The 16,999-nt window shown below is 44.8% G+C and carries 16 protein-coding genes; 10 read left to right on the top strand and 6 right to left on the bottom strand.

The genetic code is table 11. The features are described from left to right. Positions 1-29: 29 nt before the first annotated feature. From QUA03_RS05660 to ccmS, 5 genes are all read left to right on the top strand, one after another. Positions 30-1,865 (top strand): APC family permease, encoded by a 1,836-nt coding sequence (locus tag QUA03_RS05660; RefSeq protein WP_333210415.1) that lies wholly within the window; start codon positions 30-32, stop codon positions 1,863-1,865. Between the two features lie 460 nt (positions 1,866-2,325). Next, a complete protein-coding gene (locus tag QUA03_RS05655) occupies positions 2,326-3,240 on the top strand; it encodes a hypothetical protein (RefSeq protein WP_333210413.1) in 915 nt (304 codons plus the stop codon). Positions 3,241-3,531: 291 nt separating this feature from the next. Then, the gene (locus tag QUA03_RS05650) at positions 3,532-4,995 is read left to right on the top strand and encodes an RtcB family protein (RefSeq protein WP_333210411.1); all 1,464 of its coding nucleotides are present in this window, start codon (positions 3,532-3,534) and stop codon (positions 4,993-4,995) included. A gap of 102 nt (positions 4,996-5,097) precedes the next feature. Continuing rightward, entirely contained in the window at positions 5,098-6,894 is a 1,797-nt protein-coding gene (locus tag QUA03_RS05645) for an ABC transporter ATP-binding protein (protein ID WP_333210410.1), read from the top strand. 162 nt (positions 6,895-7,056) lie between these two features. Beyond that, a complete protein-coding gene (ccmS, locus tag QUA03_RS05640) occupies positions 7,057-7,488 on the top strand; it encodes a beta-carboxysome assembly chaperone CcmS (protein WP_333055796.1) in 432 nt (143 codons plus the stop codon). Positions 7,489-7,794: 306 nt separating this feature from the next. On the opposite strand, the gene QUA03_RS05635 is transcribed toward ccmS, so the two are convergent. The 3 genes from QUA03_RS05635 to QUA03_RS05625 all read right to left on the bottom strand — a co-directional run bounded on the left by QUA03_RS05635 (position 7,795) and on the right by QUA03_RS05625 (position 10,386). Next, the gene (locus tag QUA03_RS05635) at positions 7,795-8,730 is read right to left on the bottom strand and encodes a fused MFS/spermidine synthase (protein ID WP_333210407.1); all 936 of its coding nucleotides are present in this window, start codon (positions 8,728-8,730) and stop codon (positions 7,795-7,797) included. Positions 8,731-9,048: 318 nt separating this feature from the next. Further along, positions 9,049-9,648: an adenylate/guanylate cyclase domain-containing protein gene (locus QUA03_RS05630; protein ID WP_333210406.1), complete on the bottom strand. Its 600-nt coding sequence runs from the start codon at positions 9,646-9,648 to the stop codon at positions 9,049-9,051. 6 nt (positions 9,649-9,654) lie between these two features. Next, entirely contained in the window at positions 9,655-10,386 is a 732-nt protein-coding gene (locus QUA03_RS05625) for a response regulator (RefSeq protein ID WP_333210405.1), read from the bottom strand. A 325-nt stretch (positions 10,387-10,711) separates the two neighbouring features. Between QUA03_RS05625 and QUA03_RS05620 the strand changes: the two genes are divergently transcribed. After that, positions 10,712-11,074 carry a hypothetical protein gene (locus tag QUA03_RS05620; protein WP_333210404.1) on the top strand — a complete coding sequence of 121 codons (363 nt, stop codon included), beginning with the start codon at positions 10,712-10,714 and terminating at the stop codon, positions 11,072-11,074. Here QUA03_RS05620 and QUA03_RS05615 read toward each other — a convergent pair. Continuing rightward, positions 11,063-11,608 (bottom strand): iron chelate uptake ABC transporter family permease subunit, encoded by a 546-nt coding sequence (locus QUA03_RS05615; RefSeq protein ID WP_333210403.1) that lies wholly within the window; start codon positions 11,606-11,608, stop codon positions 11,063-11,065. The genes QUA03_RS05620 and QUA03_RS05615 overlap by 12 nt on opposite strands. Before the next feature lie 103 nt (positions 11,609-11,711). Continuing rightward, positions 11,712-11,837: a hypothetical protein gene (locus tag QUA03_RS05610; protein ID WP_333210402.1), complete on the bottom strand. Its 126-nt coding sequence runs from the start codon at positions 11,835-11,837 to the stop codon at positions 11,712-11,714. Between the two features lie 379 nt (positions 11,838-12,216). Between QUA03_RS05610 and QUA03_RS05605 the strand changes: the two genes are divergently transcribed. The 4 genes from QUA03_RS05605 to QUA03_RS05590 all read left to right on the top strand — a co-directional run bounded on the left by QUA03_RS05605 (position 12,217) and on the right by QUA03_RS05590 (position 15,789). Continuing rightward, positions 12,217-13,248 (top strand): GTP-binding protein, encoded by a 1,032-nt coding sequence (locus QUA03_RS05605; protein ID WP_333210400.1) that lies wholly within the window; start codon positions 12,217-12,219, stop codon positions 13,246-13,248. A gap of 149 nt (positions 13,249-13,397) precedes the next feature. Next, positions 13,398-13,844, top strand: a complete 447-nt coding sequence (locus tag QUA03_RS05600; RefSeq protein WP_333210399.1) for a SufE family protein — start codon at positions 13,398-13,400, stop codon at positions 13,842-13,844. A gap of 14 nt (positions 13,845-13,858) precedes the next feature. Continuing rightward, complete coding sequence (locus tag QUA03_RS05595) at positions 13,859-14,764, top strand: alpha/beta hydrolase (RefSeq protein ID WP_333210397.1); 906 nt, start codon at positions 13,859-13,861, stop codon at positions 14,762-14,764. Between the two features lie 68 nt (positions 14,765-14,832). Further along, positions 14,833-15,789, top strand: a complete 957-nt coding sequence (locus tag QUA03_RS05590; RefSeq protein WP_333210396.1) for a DUF6282 family protein — start codon at positions 14,833-14,835, stop codon at positions 15,787-15,789. A 189-nt stretch (positions 15,790-15,978) separates the two neighbouring features. On the opposite strand, the gene QUA03_RS05585 is transcribed toward QUA03_RS05590, so the two are convergent. Then, positions 15,979-16,999: right-handed parallel beta-helix repeat-containing protein (locus QUA03_RS05585; protein ID WP_333210395.1), on the bottom strand; the 1,021-nt coding region annotated here is incomplete at its 5' end.

Below are 16,999 nucleotides of genomic sequence, written 5' to 3'. Positions count from 1 at the left end.
ATTTGTGGATGCCTATATATTGAGTTTCAATGTACAGTTATTCTCGACTCAAGCGATTTTTACTAGGTGAATCTCTCCCCACTAGCGCATTTATTCATGAACGGTTGAGCAACGCTACAGGACTAGCGGTTCTGGCTTCCGATGCACTTTCGTCTGTTGCCTACGCTACTCAAGAAACTCTGCTCGTGCTGTTACTAGCGGGGAGTAGCAGTTTGAGTTTATCGCTGCCTATTTCTGGAATTATTATTTTACTGTTGGCGATCGTGGCGCTGTCTTACCGACAGACAATTAAAGCGTACCCCAACGGCGGTGGCGCTTACATTGTGGCGCGAGAAAATTTAGGTATTTATCCTGGTTTGATCGCCGCAGCTTCGCTGATGATTGATTACATTTTAACTGTAACTGTCAGTATTTCGGCTGGGGTGGCGGCCTTGACTTCAGCAGTTCCCTCGCTGCACCCCTACACAGTTGAACTGTGCTTAGTTTTTATTGTCCTAATCATGTTTGCCAATCTCAGGGGATTGCGGGAATCGGGAAATATATTTATGGTTCCCACCTATGCGTTTCTCGTTGGCATTTTTGTTTTGATTGGCTGCGGTTTATTCCAACAGGCAACAGGTAATGTTATGCCGACATTACAAAATATTCCAGCTAAGGAACCTTTGGGATTATTTCTGCTGGCGCGGGCTTTTGCGGCGGGCTGTACAGCCCTGACTGGAGTTGAAGCCATATCAGACGGGGTGTTGGCTTTTAAGCCTCCTGAATGGAAGAATGCGCGCCTGACTTTGAGCTATATGGGGGGAATTCTGGGAGCGATGTTTTTGGGAATTAGTTACTTGGCTCATATTTATCAGGTGATTCCTAGCGAACATGAAACGCTCCTTTCTGTATTGGGAAAACAGATTTTTGGTGTGGGTATATTTTATTACTATTTGCAGGCAGCTACTCTGTTAATTTTGCTGTTGGCGGCGAATACGAGTTATGCTGATTTTCCACGACTTTGTTATTTTTTGGCGCGGGACGGGTTTTTGCCGAGGCAATTGTCGCTGTTGGGCGATCGCCTGGTTTATTCTAATGGCATTAATCTGCTCAGCTTCTGCGCTGCTCTTTTAATTATCATCTTTCGAGGCAATACGAGCTCGGTGCTTCCCCTGTATGCGGTTGGAGTTTTCACTTCTTTTACTCTCTCCCAATCGGGAATGGTAATTCACTGGTTTAAGGAGCGAGGTAAAGGTTGGCAAGTTAGTGCTGTGATGAACGGTATTGGTGCACTGGCAACAACGGGAGTTTTAGCTGTAATTCTCGCTACAAAATTCCTTTTGGGAGCTTGGGTTGTCGTAGTAACTATTCCGATCGTAGTCAGTCTATTTTTAGCTATTCACCGACACTATCGGTATGTCGCGGCTCGCTTGAGCATCCAGGGAATAGAACCGAGGTCTTATCTTCGCAGACCTAGAGTTAAGACGGTGACACATCCGGCAGTGGTGTTAGTCGGGCAGTTGCACCGGGGAACTTTCGAGGCCCTCGATTACGCTCGTTTAATCGCTGATGAAGTTGTGGCAGTTCACGTAGATATTGGTTTGACCGATCGAGCAAAATTACAAGCGGCTTGGCAAGATTTGCAATCTGATATTCCTTTGGAAATTCTGGACTCGCCTTACCGTTCTGTTGGTTCGGCTTTGACACACTTTTTGACTTTGTTTGAAGAGCAGCGGCCTGGAGTGTTCTTGACTCTGATTATTCCGGCTTTTGTGACGCGGAATTGGTGGGAGGGACTGCTGCACAATCAAACTGCTTTCTTTTTGAAAGCTGCTTTGCGGGCGAAAAGAAGTCGGGTTGTAACAACGGTTAGATATTATCTTTAAGCAATCTCTAGTTAAAAGTTTGCCATTTTTCGCCTGTCAAACAAACTTATTGAGGACTTGTGAAGCAACCCGGTTTGTTTCTGGAGGTTTTGTTGGTCAACCTAAGATTTATCGTAGAAACCGGGTTCTTTGACCCCACAATTCTCGGTGTAGCAAGAGGGATATTGGTTAAAAAACGCGTTTTTTTAAGTTTCGGTGCGTAAGTGAGGTATTAACTCTACAAGTCCACAGACTAACTCATCGGCGCTGAAGAAATCGGGTTTTTTGGCCTCAGTCCTAGGTTAAAAAACCCCGTTTATCAGAGCCGGAGTGCATCGAGGGCTTTTGCTGTTACAAATATAATCAAACACACACTAAAGATATCAGTATTTTTACGGTAATGATGTTATTTGAAATTGACAACCATCTAAAATTTTAGTAACTTATAAGGGACAAGCATTTTTTTTTGAAAAAATAAATTATGAGCGATCAATTAAGCAAACTCAGTGAAGTGTCGATGGTCTCAGCCAATTTTGGCAATGGGTTAGCCTATAGAGAGATTCTCCTGGATTGGTTTAAGTTTTTAGGTGGCAAACCAGGGGAAGTTATTGTGGTTGACGGTGGCAGCGATAGCGACACTCAAAAAGTTTATTGGGAGCTGTATCAGGAGGGTTTAATTGATAAGCTGCAAATCATTGCATCGAACCATCCAGACAATGACAAAGAGAGATGTTTTATTCAGGAGTATACATCGGGAGCAATCGCTAGCAAGCCGTATGTATTGTGGTTCAAAATTGACACGTTACCTTACAGAGAAGGCCACGACGGTTGGTTAGAGGAAGCGATCGATTATCTCGACCGAGATGAAATTTTTGCAGTCGGCGGAGCTTTTAACAGAACGTTCCCACATCTCGACGCTTGGGCTGGGTGGTACTTCATTCGAGCCTGCACGATCAATTTTTCTTTGATGAAGCACAGTACCTTTGTTGCAGTCATGCAAGAATATGTGGGTGAATATATTGCTTCAAGATTTGAAGGAACACACCAGTTTGGCAGGTTTTTGCTGGAAGAAGCATTTAGCGCATATATGGAGGCTCACAACCAATATACTTTGTGTAAGGTTGAAGACCAGAGCTGGACGGTATTTCACACGAATGCTCAAGACGAATATTTGCAGGAGGTTCGGGAGAAATATTTGGCTCGCGAAGATGTTCAAACTTTCATGAATGCAGGCCTTGCTAAAGACATCAATCAATTTCTTTACTACGGAAAGCCACCTGTAAGAAGCAGCATGATTCAGAAAATGCGCATGGCTTTGGGAGAAACAAAAGTGGGGGGTTATTGGCGGGAATTGAAAAAAAGTCTGGTTTTTGGGAAAACTGCGTCCAACCCTTAGTCAGCTCATTTATATTTAACAATAAAAGGGAGGAAACTAGCTTTGATGGGCGCTGACAGCGCAGAAAAACAGCATAACAAGGAAGAGATTCACAAATCTTGGCTCCCTCGCTATCGCAGATAGTATGGGTAAATTGACCCGGAAAAAATGAGGTGTCATACTTGTAGTGAGTCGAGAAGTTGCCTTCAACTTCTCTGTATAAAGATTGCGGCTGCTGAACCAAATTATTTTACTAAGTACAACATCTCTTCCATTTGTGGCGGTTGTACTGCAACCCGCAATAGACTATTTATGCAGCAGCCAAAAAACTTGAACAGGCTTTTGCGAGCTTTATCTCGGCAAGGTCTTGATGTTAGTTACGACAATAAAGTCTACTCGATTTGTCTCAATAGTTCTCTGAAAGAACAGTGGCAAGATGCCAGTGCCACAACAGCAGAAGTTTTGCTCCCAGAGGATTTTCCTGTGGAAGCAAAGGCGCTCAAACAGTTAGCAACTTTGGCAAATGTTCGACACCCTCAAGGCGGCTGCGTTTGCCACGCTTGCGCTACTCCAGATTTCCATCCGGGGGATGCGGGGGTGGCGATCGGCTCTATTGTAGAAACAGCAGGAATGGTGATTCCGGCTGCTGTCGGTTCCGATATTAACTGCGGGATGCGGTTACACGTTGCGGATTTGTCGATCGAACAATTCCTCAGTCAGCGCGATCGATTTGTAGAATTGCTCAAAGGCGATTATTTCTTCGGTACTCGCGATGTCAGCATGACTGCAAAAACTGCTCGCGCGATGTTCCAACACGGGATTCCCGGATGGCTGGATGGTATGGCAGACGAGGCAACCGGCAGCGCGGCTAATTCGGATTTCCAGCAGTTGGCCGCAGAGTGCAATCGCACTTTCCTTGGCGGTTCCATGAATGGCGATGTCAGATGGGCTCCCGAAGAATTAGTCCCAAATGACGGCTTAGTCAGGGATGGCGGGTTAGCGACTATCGGCGGCGGCAATCACTTTGTCGAAATTCAAGTGGTTGAGGAAGTTGTGGACAAGGCTACGGCTTATACTTGGGGAGTTCGATCGGGACAAATCGCTTTCATGATTCACTCGGGTTCGCGGAATGTCGGCAAATACATCGGCGGAATGTGGCGCGATCGAGCTTGCGACGCCTGGCCGAAAACTCTGAAACATCCTGAATCCAGGCTTTTCCCGCTGTCTGTGGCAGCAAATCCCGAACTTGTGAACAGCTACCTGCAAGCGGAAGCAACCGCCGCTAACTACGGTTTTATCAACCGTTTGCTGCTAGCAGAACTTCTGCGCGGGCGTTTGCGACAAGTTTTCGGCGATGTGGAAGCTCCCTTAGTATACGATTTGCCTCACAATATCACTTTAGCTGAAGGTGCCGGCTGGGTAACGCGCAAAGGCGCTTGTCCCGCACATTCCGGTCAGCCTGTAATTGTACCGGGTTCGATGGGCGCGCCGTCTTATTTGCTGGTTGGGAAGGGGAACGATCGATTTTTGCGATCGGCTTCTCACGGTGCAGGTAGGGCGCGATCGCGCTTCGATATGAGTCGCGCTGGTGCTGACAAAACTGACTCCGCTTTGGGATTAACCGGCGTAGATTGCATTACCGGGCGCGAAGAACGCAGAATTGAAGAAGCACCGGCCGCTTACAAGCCAATTCAACCAGTAATTGACGTTCAGGTTGAGGCGCAAATAGTTGGTGTAGTCGCTAAAATGAAGCCAGTGTTAACGTTTAAAGCCTAGGAACGGGGCATTTGAGAATTAAAAATTAAACAAGGGTAAGGTGCGCGCCGAGCACCCTACTAATTTTTAATTCTCGGCCCTATTTCCGATGCCCCATGCCCTATGAATGATTCTCAAGTATCACCAAATCCATCAAAACCTGTCCATCCCCTAAAGCGGCTGATGAAGTACGGGCGCCGCTACCGCCTGAAAGCTTGGCTGGCCAGTATCTGTTCGCTGCTGAATAAATTCTTTGATTTAGCGCCGCCAGCATTAATCGGTATTGCCGTTGATGTGGTGGTGAAACAGCAAGATTCTATCCTCGCTCAGTGGGGCATAAAAGATGTCTTTTGGCAACTGGCAATTATCACTCTTTTGAGCGCGGTTGTTTGGACGTTGGAATCTCTTTTTGAATATGCCTATGATTATTTGTGGCGCAATTTGGCTCAGGATATTGAACACGATTTACGTCTGGAAGCTTACAGCCATTTGCAGGAATTAGAATTAGCTTATTTTGAAGAACGCAGCACGGGCGGTTTGATTTCTATTCTCAATGATGATATCAATCAACTCGAACGTTTTTTGGACGACGGCGCTAATGAGGTAATTCAGGTAATTACCACTGTTGTTGTGATTGGCGCGGCTTTTTTTGCTGCATCTCCTGGTGTTGCTGGGCTGTCAATGCTGCCGATACCTTTTATTATTTGGGGTTCGATCGCCTTTCAAAATCGCCTTGCTCCTTTCTATGCTGATGTGCGGGAAAAAGTGAGTTTTCTGAACGGGCAACTGTCGAATAATTTGATGGGAATTACTACTATTAAAAGTTTTACTTCCGAAGATTATGAAATTCAGCGCATCGAAGCACAAAGCCAAGCTTACCGCCAAAGCAACCGACGGGCGATCGCACTTTCGGCAGCTTTTATTCCGCTAATTCGGGTTGTGATTTTCTTGGGGTTTATTGCAACACTATTTCTGGGCGGTTTGGAGGTGGTGGCGGGCCGGTTGTCTGTGGGGACTTACAGCGTTTTGGTGTTTTTAACCCAGCGGTTGCTGTGGCCACTGACTCGCCTGGGAGATACTCTGGATCAATACCAGCGCGCAATGGCTTCTACTAATCGGGTGATGAATTTGTTGGATACTCCGATCGCAATTCGCACGGGTGATATTCGGCGGCCTGTTAGTTCGATTAAGGGTGAGTTGGAATTTAAAAATGTTACTTTTTCTTACAATCAAAGAAAGCCGATTTTGCAGTATTTTTCGTTGACTCTGCCGGCGGGCAAAACTACTGCGATTGTTGGCGCTACTGGTTCGGGCAAAAGTACGCTGGTGAAACTCATCTTGAGGCTGTACGAGGTACAGTATGGCAATATTTATCTCGACGGTATAGAATTAAATAACCTGAATTTAAAAGATTTACGGAGAGCGATCGGATTGGTGAGTCAAGATGTGTTTTTATTTCACGGTACGGTGGCTGAAAATATTGCTTACGGCAGTTTTGAGGCTAACAATCGAGAGATAGTAAATGCTGCGAAAATTGCGGAGGCTCACGAGTTTATCGTACAATTGCCGGACGGTTACAACACTATTGTAGGGGAACGCGGTCAAAAATTGTCGGGGGGTCAGCGGCAGCGAATTGCAATTGCGAGGGCTGTTTTGAAGAATCCGCCGATTTTGATTCTTGACGAAGCTACTTCAGCGGTGGATAACGAGACTGAGGCGGCAATTCAGCGATCGCTCGAACGAATTACCAAGAATCGCACTACAATTGCGATCGCCCACCGTCTTTCTACTGTCCGCAATGCTGATTGCATTTGTGTCATGGAAGAGGGGCTGGTGGTAGAATCGGGGCAGCACGAACAACTGATCGAACAGGACGGAATTTATGCGGCGCTCTGGCGCGTGCAATCTGGTATAAGATAGAAACGCAGCGCTTTTGGGTAATTGGTAATTGCTAATTTGTAATTGGGGATGGGCCATTGGGCATGGGTAACTAATGACAACAGTCAACAGCCAACTGCCAACCGCCAACTGCCAACTGCTAACTGACTGTAAAATATTAGTTTATACAAACAAGAAGAGAAAATGTTTCTATTTGATAGCCCTGAGTCCAAACCCAACGAAAATAGCTGGAGTCGCAAGTTAGATAAATTTGTGAAAGCTAATCAAAATGAATTGGCTGCTTTGGCTTGGGGGCTATTTCTGGAAAGGGGAGAAGAAAGCGAGGAGATTTTAGCAATTGATATTGCAGAAACTGCGCGTTTTGTGTATTGTAAGAAAGAGGCGGTTGAGGAGTTGAACCGTCAAGTTAAAAGTCATATTCAGGAAGTTGTAGGTGTGTTGAACGCTCACAAACCTGAGAAAGAAGTGGCGATTTTGGCGATCGGGGAAGGTCAAATTAAGTTGATTCTTTTTGAACCTAAGCCTGAACCTCCTGTTTGTTTTGAGGAAGCTGCGACCGATGTGGATACATTGTTGGCTAAGCTAGAACAGCAGATGGTTGAATGTATGAAATAGGAGTTATATCAAATCCGGTGGTATCGGAATTGATACTCCCTATAGTCAGGAGACGAGGCGGTGAGGTTTCCCGAAAATTAATCGGGCGATGGTTATATCTCTTATCGAGGAAGATTGATTATCTTGAGGTAGGGAAATGGCAATGCCGTGTCCTGCGTGGCCCTATTGTCGATGGTTATATCCGATCGCACTCTGAGAGCAATTTTATCCCGCAGTCTCTTTCAATCCCTGGGTGATCTCAACATTGTATCAGTAACAGGCAAGATGCCTGTTCCACAAAGAGTAAACCCGGACTTATTATAAATATCAGAATAACCAGCAATCAAAATAACCAGCGGGCGGCGAATCGTCATGAAAAATTTGAGCTTTGTCTAAATTAGGTATAGCTTCCGCCAATTCTCTACCTAATTTTACTTCCTGTGATCTGTCAGTTAATGGAAATGAAAATTGATAGCTATCTTGTAAATATTTTGCCTTAGCAACAATCTCATCTTTCTCCCAAATCTGGCTGTTGCTACCAATCAAAATGCTATTACTTTCCTGGCAAACACATAGGCATACCTGAGAAAACACACTTTGAAAAGTCGTAACTTTTTCGGCATAAAACTGATCTCTATGCAGCAGATTGGCTAGCACAACTCCCTCGGTTGACAAGTGTTTTTCGCAGATTTGATAAAACTCATTGGTGGATAGGCGGTGCGGAAAGTAGCCGTTGCCAAAAGCTACATCGATCATGATGATATCGTACTGAGTATCTGATTTTTGCTGCTCTAAATAGTCTCTGCCGTCTTGAATTGTTACAGTTAGCAGATCGTCGAATTTTACCCCAAAACACTGTGTAGCTGCTTCGATCGCGATCGGATCGACATCCGTACATTCTATAACCGTTTCCGGCAAATAGTGGTGCAAAACTAAGGGAATTCTGCCGCCGCCAAATCCCGCTATGTAGATTCTTTGAGGTTGGCTTTGCCACACTAAACCCAACATCATCGCCTGAGTATATTCAGACACTAGATGTAAAGGATTGTTGAGATCGAAAATAGATTGCAGTAAATCTGTTTGCCGATTTACTTTTTCTACTAAAGATAGCTTAATGTGCGATCGCTCTTTTGTGACTGCAACATAGTGAACACCAGACTCTTTGCAAAAAATAACTTTGTCGGGCTGTTGCTGCAGCCAAGCCAGTCGCTGTCGAATAGCGGATAAATTAATAGATTGCCAAGTTTTGTGTTCCTCAATCATCTGATTTTAAATTTTATTTAAATTCCATATTCTCTAAGAATATAGCCTCATCAACCCGGTTTCTACAAAAATGGCTGAGTCGCCAGGTATCTGCGAAGAAACCGGGTTTCTACTCAAGGCTGGGGCAAGTCAGGCGATTTTAGATTTTAGATTTTAGATTTTAGATTTACCCCACAGATAAATCTGGGAGTTTGAACTTTGGTCTAAAATTTTTATCTTTCCACGACTTAAGTCGGGGGCTTGTATCCGTTTTTGGGCTGGGTCATGTCTCATTTTCCAGCATGGCGAAGAACGAGAAGACAACAGAAATTCACCCGATTACAGCCGCTTGTACGCCACCAATTCCAAACCTGAAACCGAAAGTTCCACTTTTTCCCAATCTTGCTTGTCACCTTCCAACTTTTCAAAGGCTGCTGAGGTGAGCAAAATCTCTCCCCGTTCCGCCAAATCCTCTCCCAGCTTGGATGCCAGATTAAATTCCGATCCGTACATATCTTCTCCTTCCAGCATCAAAACATCGCCACAGCCAATACCAATGCAGAGGTAAATATCCATCTCCGGCGGCAGTGTCGTGTTGACAGCCGCCGTTTGTTTCAAAGAGTCGATCGCAGCTTCCACAGCCGATTTTACATCGGGAAAAACTGCAAAAATATTGTCGGCTTCCTCCTTAACTACAGTGCCGCTGTATTCTGAAATTATCGGTTTGACAATTCCGTGCATCCGGTGAATCATTGCCAAAAAATGAATAATTCCGTAGCGGACTGTCGTGCGCGAAAATCCCGACATATCCATTACTAAAATTGCGTAATTTTGGCGAAAAGTTTCATTAATTTTCGCATCAATTTCAGCCATTCTTTCGGGATGTTCGTTTCTTTCTTGCAGCAGCTTTTCTAAGGTAGCGCGGTTATTTGTTTTCATCTTTGTTTAATTAAATTCCCAATCGCGACACAGTTCTTGAGGCCGGCCAGCAGGATGCACCGCACAATTGATGCCATCCTTACCGTAATAATAATCGCACACTTTGCAGGGTTTAGTGTGCTCTAATTTTTTCATCAAAATTGCCCGGATTGTCTGGACTCGGTTGCGATACTTGTTTGCATTGGAGTGACTCGGTTCAATTGCCAAAGCTTGCTCAAAAGCTGCTAAGCTGGAATCGTACAATTTAATAATTTGGGAACTGTATTTTGTCCAAGCATCGGCATGGCTTTGATACAGTTCGACTGTACTTAAGTTTAAAATTCCGTATTCTGTCCAAGCGTCCGCTGAAGCTCGATCGAACTTAATATTGGCATTGAGCAAAACTTTTTTGATCGTTGCCAAAAGTTCCCTCGGCTGCCAAGGTTTGCTAACATAAGCCTCGGCGCGATCGCCCTGGAACCTCGCAAATAAAGCTAACCGCTGTCCCTTGCCTGTTAAAAATACCACTGGTATGTTCCGAGTTTCGGGATTAGCTTTAATTAAACGACAAACCCCGTAGCCGTCTAGACGGGGCATTATGACATCTAATAATACTAAATCGGGGCAATTTTTCTCAATTTTATCCAGCGCTTCCACACCGTCCGATGCCTGAATTACATTCAATCCGCTGCATCTCAACTGATGTGAAATGCACTCCCGCTGGCTGCGGGAATCTTCCACCACTAAAACTGTACTCATCACTCCCCACCTGGTTTCTGAGGTAAACTTGTTCGCTGCTTCGAGTAACCCTTACTGAAATCAGTTTACCCACATTGGAAGAGTTTGTTATCACTGGCAAGCTAAACTTACTAAAATTGCAACAAATCTTAAACTGGGAAGCAAAGGTGATACTTATCAGAAAATGCTTGTTGCTAATACCCGAAAAATTATTAGATATTTGGGCGACAAATATTCGACTTTTAAGCCTTCATAACGCCAAATCTTACTGATGTCGGACGAAAACCTTGTTGAATTGCAACAGATAATCGGTTACTGTATACATTAAAGTTCTTAAAGACGACAAATGAATAGATTACTCCTCACTTTATTGGTAAGCCCCACGCTGTTTGGATCTGTGATGTCTTTGAGCGCGATCGCAAATCCCGCTCAAATTGGCGAAACACCAAGCCAATCGGCTGATTCGCCCCGCTGCGTGCGATCGCCCCACACTCAGCGTCTGACTTGCGTGCGCCTCCCCGCCAAAGCTGCTGCTAATTCTAAAGTAAAAATCAGTTGGCAGCAGCCTGATGATCAGCAGGTGGCGATGCTGGATTTTTCGGAAGAAGAAAGCGATGCGGCTGTGGCCCTGTTTGGCTGCGACTGTCAGATGTGTATCAACTCGCTGCGACAGTTGCGCGGTTTGCCACCTCTGGATTTAGCTTCTTGAGGGCGATCCGACACCATTGGGAGTCAGTCTCAAAAATCTGGTTTCCGATCGCTGCGGGCTTTGGAATGCCTTTAGCTTTCTCACTTTTAGAGAAACCAAAGCCAGCAAATTTATCGATCGCCCCAAAAAACATCCTAACAGCAAAGCAGCCAAAATATAAGGTGCAGCAACCTGCAAATTCGACCAACCGCGACCGTTTAAATTGCCTATTAACCAATTCAAAGCAGCTTGCAAACGGCTGTCTTCAGCTAACAGCAGCAGTGTAGTTTGTATTGCCCCAAAAAGAGAACTCACAGCCACACCAGCTAAAACCAAACGTTCCACAGAAATGCCAGTTTTAGTTTGTCCCAAAAAAAAGTAGACCAGCATCGAAGTTAAAATAGCACCTATCCAAGCCGCCAAAGACACCCCAGTTTGAAATATTCCCAAAGTCAGCATGGTAATCGCAACTAACCCCGCACCAGCCGAAATTCCTAATACAAAAGGAGCGGCTAAACCGTTGCTGAGCGGCTCCTGCAGCCAAGCTCCCGACAATTCCTAACGCCGCACCAAATGTCAGCGCTGCCACCACTCTGTGCAAACGCACTTCCCAGAAAATAGTTTGATTTACAGCATCACCTCGGTGCAGAAATGCTTGTCACAATTGAGCTGAACTCATCGGCACCGCACCAAAAGAAAGTGAAAGGGCGATGGTTAACACCAAACCCAATCCTAAGAATACAACTGCCTGAAAAACTCGATATTTTAGCCAGATTTTTTTCACAATATATTATACCGCTTTGCCGTTAGATAAATAACCTTTTTTCAGAGTTATTCCTGCGCGATCGCCCAAACTCCTAAGAGACAATCTGGCTAGTTACTTACCATATATTCTCCTGTTTGTGGATAGATCGCGCTCGTTAACTACAGTAACCTATTCAGATTAAAGCCCGATCGGAGATATTGCACCGATCTGTAATTGTAGAGCTTGCGCGCCAACCGCATTTTCAGGTATTGTGAGAATGATTATCACATAAAAGTGCGCGAGATCGGCTCGATCGCCCGTATCTTAGCAGAGGCGATCGCACCGGGCTGTCAGCGATGAGGTGCGATCGGCTTTGGAAATTAACAGCAATGCCTTTACAACTAACCAATGAATAACAATGACTAATCTCACCGTACAAACCCCAAATTTAATTGCCGATCTTCCCAAAAAAGGGATGCCAGTAACTATAATTACCGGATTTCTCGGCAGCGGCAAAACCACTTTGCTCAATCAAATACTCAAAAATCGCCAAGATTTAAAAGTAGCAGTTTTAGTTAACGAATTTGGCGATATCAATATCGATTCGCAGCTTCTTGTTTCTACAGACGATGACATGGTAGAACTTAGCAACGGTTGCATCTGTTGCACTATTAACGAAGGCTTAGTCGATGCAGTTTACCGAGTTTTAGAACGAGAAGAACGCATCGACTGTATGGTGATTGAAACCACCGGAGTGGCCGACCCGCTGCCGATTATCCTGACATTTGTCGGCACCGAGTTGCGGGATTTGACCAATCTAGATTCTGTACTTACCGTAGTCGATAGCGAAACATTTACTACCGATCACTTTGACAGCGAAGCAGCTTTTAAACAAGTGGCATTTGCAGATATTGTGCTGCTGAACAAAACCGATCTAGCTCCTCAAGAAAAAGTAGAAGAGTTAGAATCTTACATTCGCACAGTTAAGGAAGGAGCGAGAATTTTACACTCTCGATACGGTGAAGTTCCTCTACCCTTAATTTTGGGTGTAGGTTTAACGCAGGCAGATATTTTCAACAGTCTGGAAATTGAGGAAAAACACGAACACCATCACGAACACCATCACGAACACGAACACCATCACGGACATCAATCTCATCACTTAGATAACGACGGATTTATTTCACTATCATTTGAGAGCGATCGACCTTTTGATGTTCACAAATTCCAAGAATTTCTCACCGAAAAAATGCCCTTGGATGTATTTCGGGCAAAAGGAATTCTCTGGTTTAACGACAGTCCGATGAGACACATCTTTCAACTCAGCGGCCCCAGATACGAATTAGATGCTTCCGAATGGTTTACCACACCTAACAATCAACTCGTAGTCATCGGCCGCAACTTAGATACCGCTCAAATTCGAGAACACCTGAACAGTTGCTTAGTTTAAGATCGTGTCTTAAAAACCCATGAGGACACGGCATTGCCGTGTCCCTACTATCTCATCCTTAAGTCCTAATCTCAAATCTCAAATCGATCGCCCTTACCTGCTACAATTGAAGGTATAATATTAACGCAGTAAACCGCTACGAGTGAATCATGTCCACAAACACCACACTACCCGCAGCCCTAGCTAAAATCGTCCAGCGCTTTCAGCGACATTCCGATCCGAAACAGCGCTACGAACAACTGCTGTGGTATGCCAAGCGACTTCCAGCATTTCCCGAAAGCGACAAACTGCCGGAAAACAAAGTTTCTGGCTGCGTGTCGCAAGTTTATATTACTGCAAATTTGGCAGACGGAAAAGTTCTGTATCAAGGTGATTCAGACGCTCAGTTAGTCAAAGGATTAGTTGGCTTACTGGTGGAAGGTTTGAGCGGATTAACACCTGCTGAAATTGTCACCATTACCCCAGATTTTATTCAAGACACGGGATTGAATGTAAGTCTGACACCTTCCCGCGCTAACGGATTTTACAACATTTTTCAAATGATGAAAAATAAGGCACTTGCTTGTGAATTAAGCAAGCAAGCCGAAGCAAATTAAAAGAATAAACAGTCATGACTCAAACTACAAATTTAACAAAATCAAATTCTGGTAACTATTCCGCCACAGTTCAAGAATATCTGTGGAATTGGCAAGAAACACAAATCAAAGTTATTTACGAAACTAGAGGACAGGGAAATCCTGTATTGTTGCTGCCTGCTTTCAGTACGGTTTCGACGCGAGAAGAAATGCGTCCTTTAGCAGAATTGTTAGCTCCCCAATTTCAAGTTGTGAGCTTAGATTGGCCGGGTTTTGGCGAATCCGATCGCCCGCGAACCGACTATCAACCGCAATTATACCATCAATTTATCAAGGATTTTGTTGAGGCAAATTTTAATAGTCCTGTTGCTGTAGTTGCAGCCGGTCATGCTGCGGGTTATGTGATGCAGTTAGCGCAATCAAAGCCCAATGTATGGTCAAAGATTGTGTTAGCTGCACCGACTTGGCGCGGGCCTTTGCCGACGATGAGCAAACAGCAAAGCGGATGGCATGGAATTGTGAGAGAATTAGTACGATCGCCCTTACTGGGACAATTCCTATACAAACTCAACACTGCGCCGTCATTCCTCAGCTTGATGTACCGCCGCCACGTCTATGTTGATGCAGCTAAAGTCACGCCCGATTTCATCCAAAGTAAATGGCAAGTGACGCAAAAACCCGGTGCTAGATACGGTTCCGCTGCCTTTGTGACTGGTGGTTTAGATCCGGCAAAAGTGCGATCGGAATTTACAGATAATTTTCAACAATTAGCAGTGCCGGTGATGGTTGTAATTGCTGAGGATGCGCCGCCCAAATCAAAGGCTGAAATGGAAGCATTAACGGAATTACCCGGTGTTGAATCGCGAGTTATTCCTGGTTCCTTGGGAATGCACGAAGAGAATGCAGCAGCTTTAGCAAATGCGGTTAAATCTTTTATTTGAGATAATTAAGAGGGAATGAAGCGCTCCAGCGCCAGAGAACGCAGAGGGGAGAAGGGAAGAGGGGATAAATGCAAGCTGTTTTTTTAACGTTAGTTTGGATGGTTTGCTATTGGTTTTGTCTGCCAGTTTATGCTGTCGGAGATTCGCCGATGGTCAATTTGCCAAAGAGTACGATCGAAGGTGCGATCGACTTTCACATTCATTCTTCTCCTGATGCGATTCCCCGCAGATTAGACGATTTTGAAGTAGCGAAATTAGCTGCTAGGGCGAAGATGAAAGCTGTGGTATTGAAAAATCATTATGCCAGCACAGCAGCGCGGGCAGTTCTGGTTAATAAAATAGTACCAGAAATCCAAGTTTTCGGAGGAGTTGTTCTCAATTATGCTGTCGGCGGCATTAATCCCGACGCTGTAGACGCAATGCACCGCATCGGCGGCAAATACGGTAAAGTAGTGTGGCTACCAACGGTTGATGCTGAGCATCACTTGCAGGTTTTTCAAAAATCGGGAAGGGGGATTAAAGTTGCGGAAAAGGGCAAAGTTTTACCGGAAACAGCAGCCGTGTTGAAGATGGTAGCCAAAGAAAATTTGGTATTGGAAACCGGTCATATTTCATCAGAAGAAGTGATGGCAGTTGTCGGTGCAGCCAACCTGCTCAACATTAAAAAAATCCTGATTACCCACGCAATGGCGGATGTACCCGGTTTATCCCTAGAAAATATGCAAACAGCCGCCCAGATGGGAGCTTTTCTAGAACTGGCATTTGTCAACGATTTGATGGGAGAAAATGCCGTTGATGACGGACACAAAAACTGGCATCAAGTTCCTATTAGTAAGATGGCAGCAGCGATTAAACTAATAGGAGCCGAGCATTTTGTTATGAGTACAGATTTGGGAAGAAAACCCGATCCTTTACCTGCGGAAGGTTACAAATTATTTGTGAAAAAATTGATAAATCAAGGAATTTCCCCGCACGAAATTGATTTAATGATGAAACACAATCCAGCTCGATTGTTAGGCATTTAGAACTGATAATTGGTAATTGGCAATCGGGGATTGGGAACCGCTAATTGGGAATTCTATTCCCTCTTTTCTCTTCCTTCTTCCCTCTGCCTTCTGCCTTCTGCCTTCTTCCTTCTGCCTTCTTCCTGACATCCGTTACATCCGTTACATCCGTTACATCCGTTACATAATCCGTTGCCGAACTTCCTTCTTCTATTCTTGATTGCCTTTACCGCGCAGGTATCCGTTATCTGCAACGCGCCAAGCACCCCCAGCATTGCCCGTTAAATCGCTATCTTCCACGGTAGCAATGCCATCTCTGTAAACGGCGATCGCCTCACCTTCATTACCATTAATCCGACACCGGCGCACGATCAATTTTCCTCCCAATCCGACACCTATTCCCAAACTGCCGTTGTCAAAAATACTGCAATCTTCCACCGTTGCTTTCCCATTATCCGATATAAAAATTCCGTTCCATACCCCATCATGAATTTGACTGCGGCGGAGGATAGAATTTGCATCGGGGCCGCAAATTCCCACCACAGAATAGTCCGCAGAAGTGATATCGCTGTCTTCTATGATTAACTCGCCTTTGCGAATATCTATAGTGTAATATTTCCCAGTTGCGTTCAGCGTTAAACCGCGCACTAAAGCACTGTCAGTTGCCATTTTAATGCAGTTTGAGTTGATACTTTCAACCACAATGCGATCGACATCTCCGCTGCCGATAATTTCTACCGATTTGTCGATAATTAGACTTTCGCGGTAAACGCCTGGATGCACGTCAATGCGCGTGCCCGGTGCTGCATTTTTCAGCGCTTCGCTAATAGTAGTATAATCGCCTTCACTCTGCTGAGAAACAACAAATCCTTGACTCTTCCCAACTTTGGTATCTGAAGTAGATACTTTAATTTGCCCTGACTTCGACTCAAAATGCTCAGATTGTCGATCGCCCACTTCGGAAAGTTGCGATGTTAGCTGTAAGCGTTCTTGATAAACTGTCTCTAGCTGATGTTCTAACTCCCATACTTGAGATTGAAGTTGAGCTTGATTCTGGTTTGCTGTCTCGATTTGACTTTGAGTTTCCGAGAGTTGAGAATAAAGGTGCGATCGTTCTCTGTTAGCAGTTTCTAGCTGAGATTCCACTTCAGAGCGAGTTTGGCGAACACTTTCTAACTGGTGTTCTAACTCGGATACTTGAGATTGAAGTTGAGCTTGATTTTGATTAGCT

The sequence above is a fragment of the Microcoleus sp. S36b_A4 genome (genome assembly GCF_036700645.1).
GTDB lineage: Bacteria > Cyanobacteriota > Cyanobacteriia > Cyanobacteriales > Microcoleaceae > Microcoleus.
This window is presented reverse-complemented; position numbering and strand designations above follow the sequence as displayed.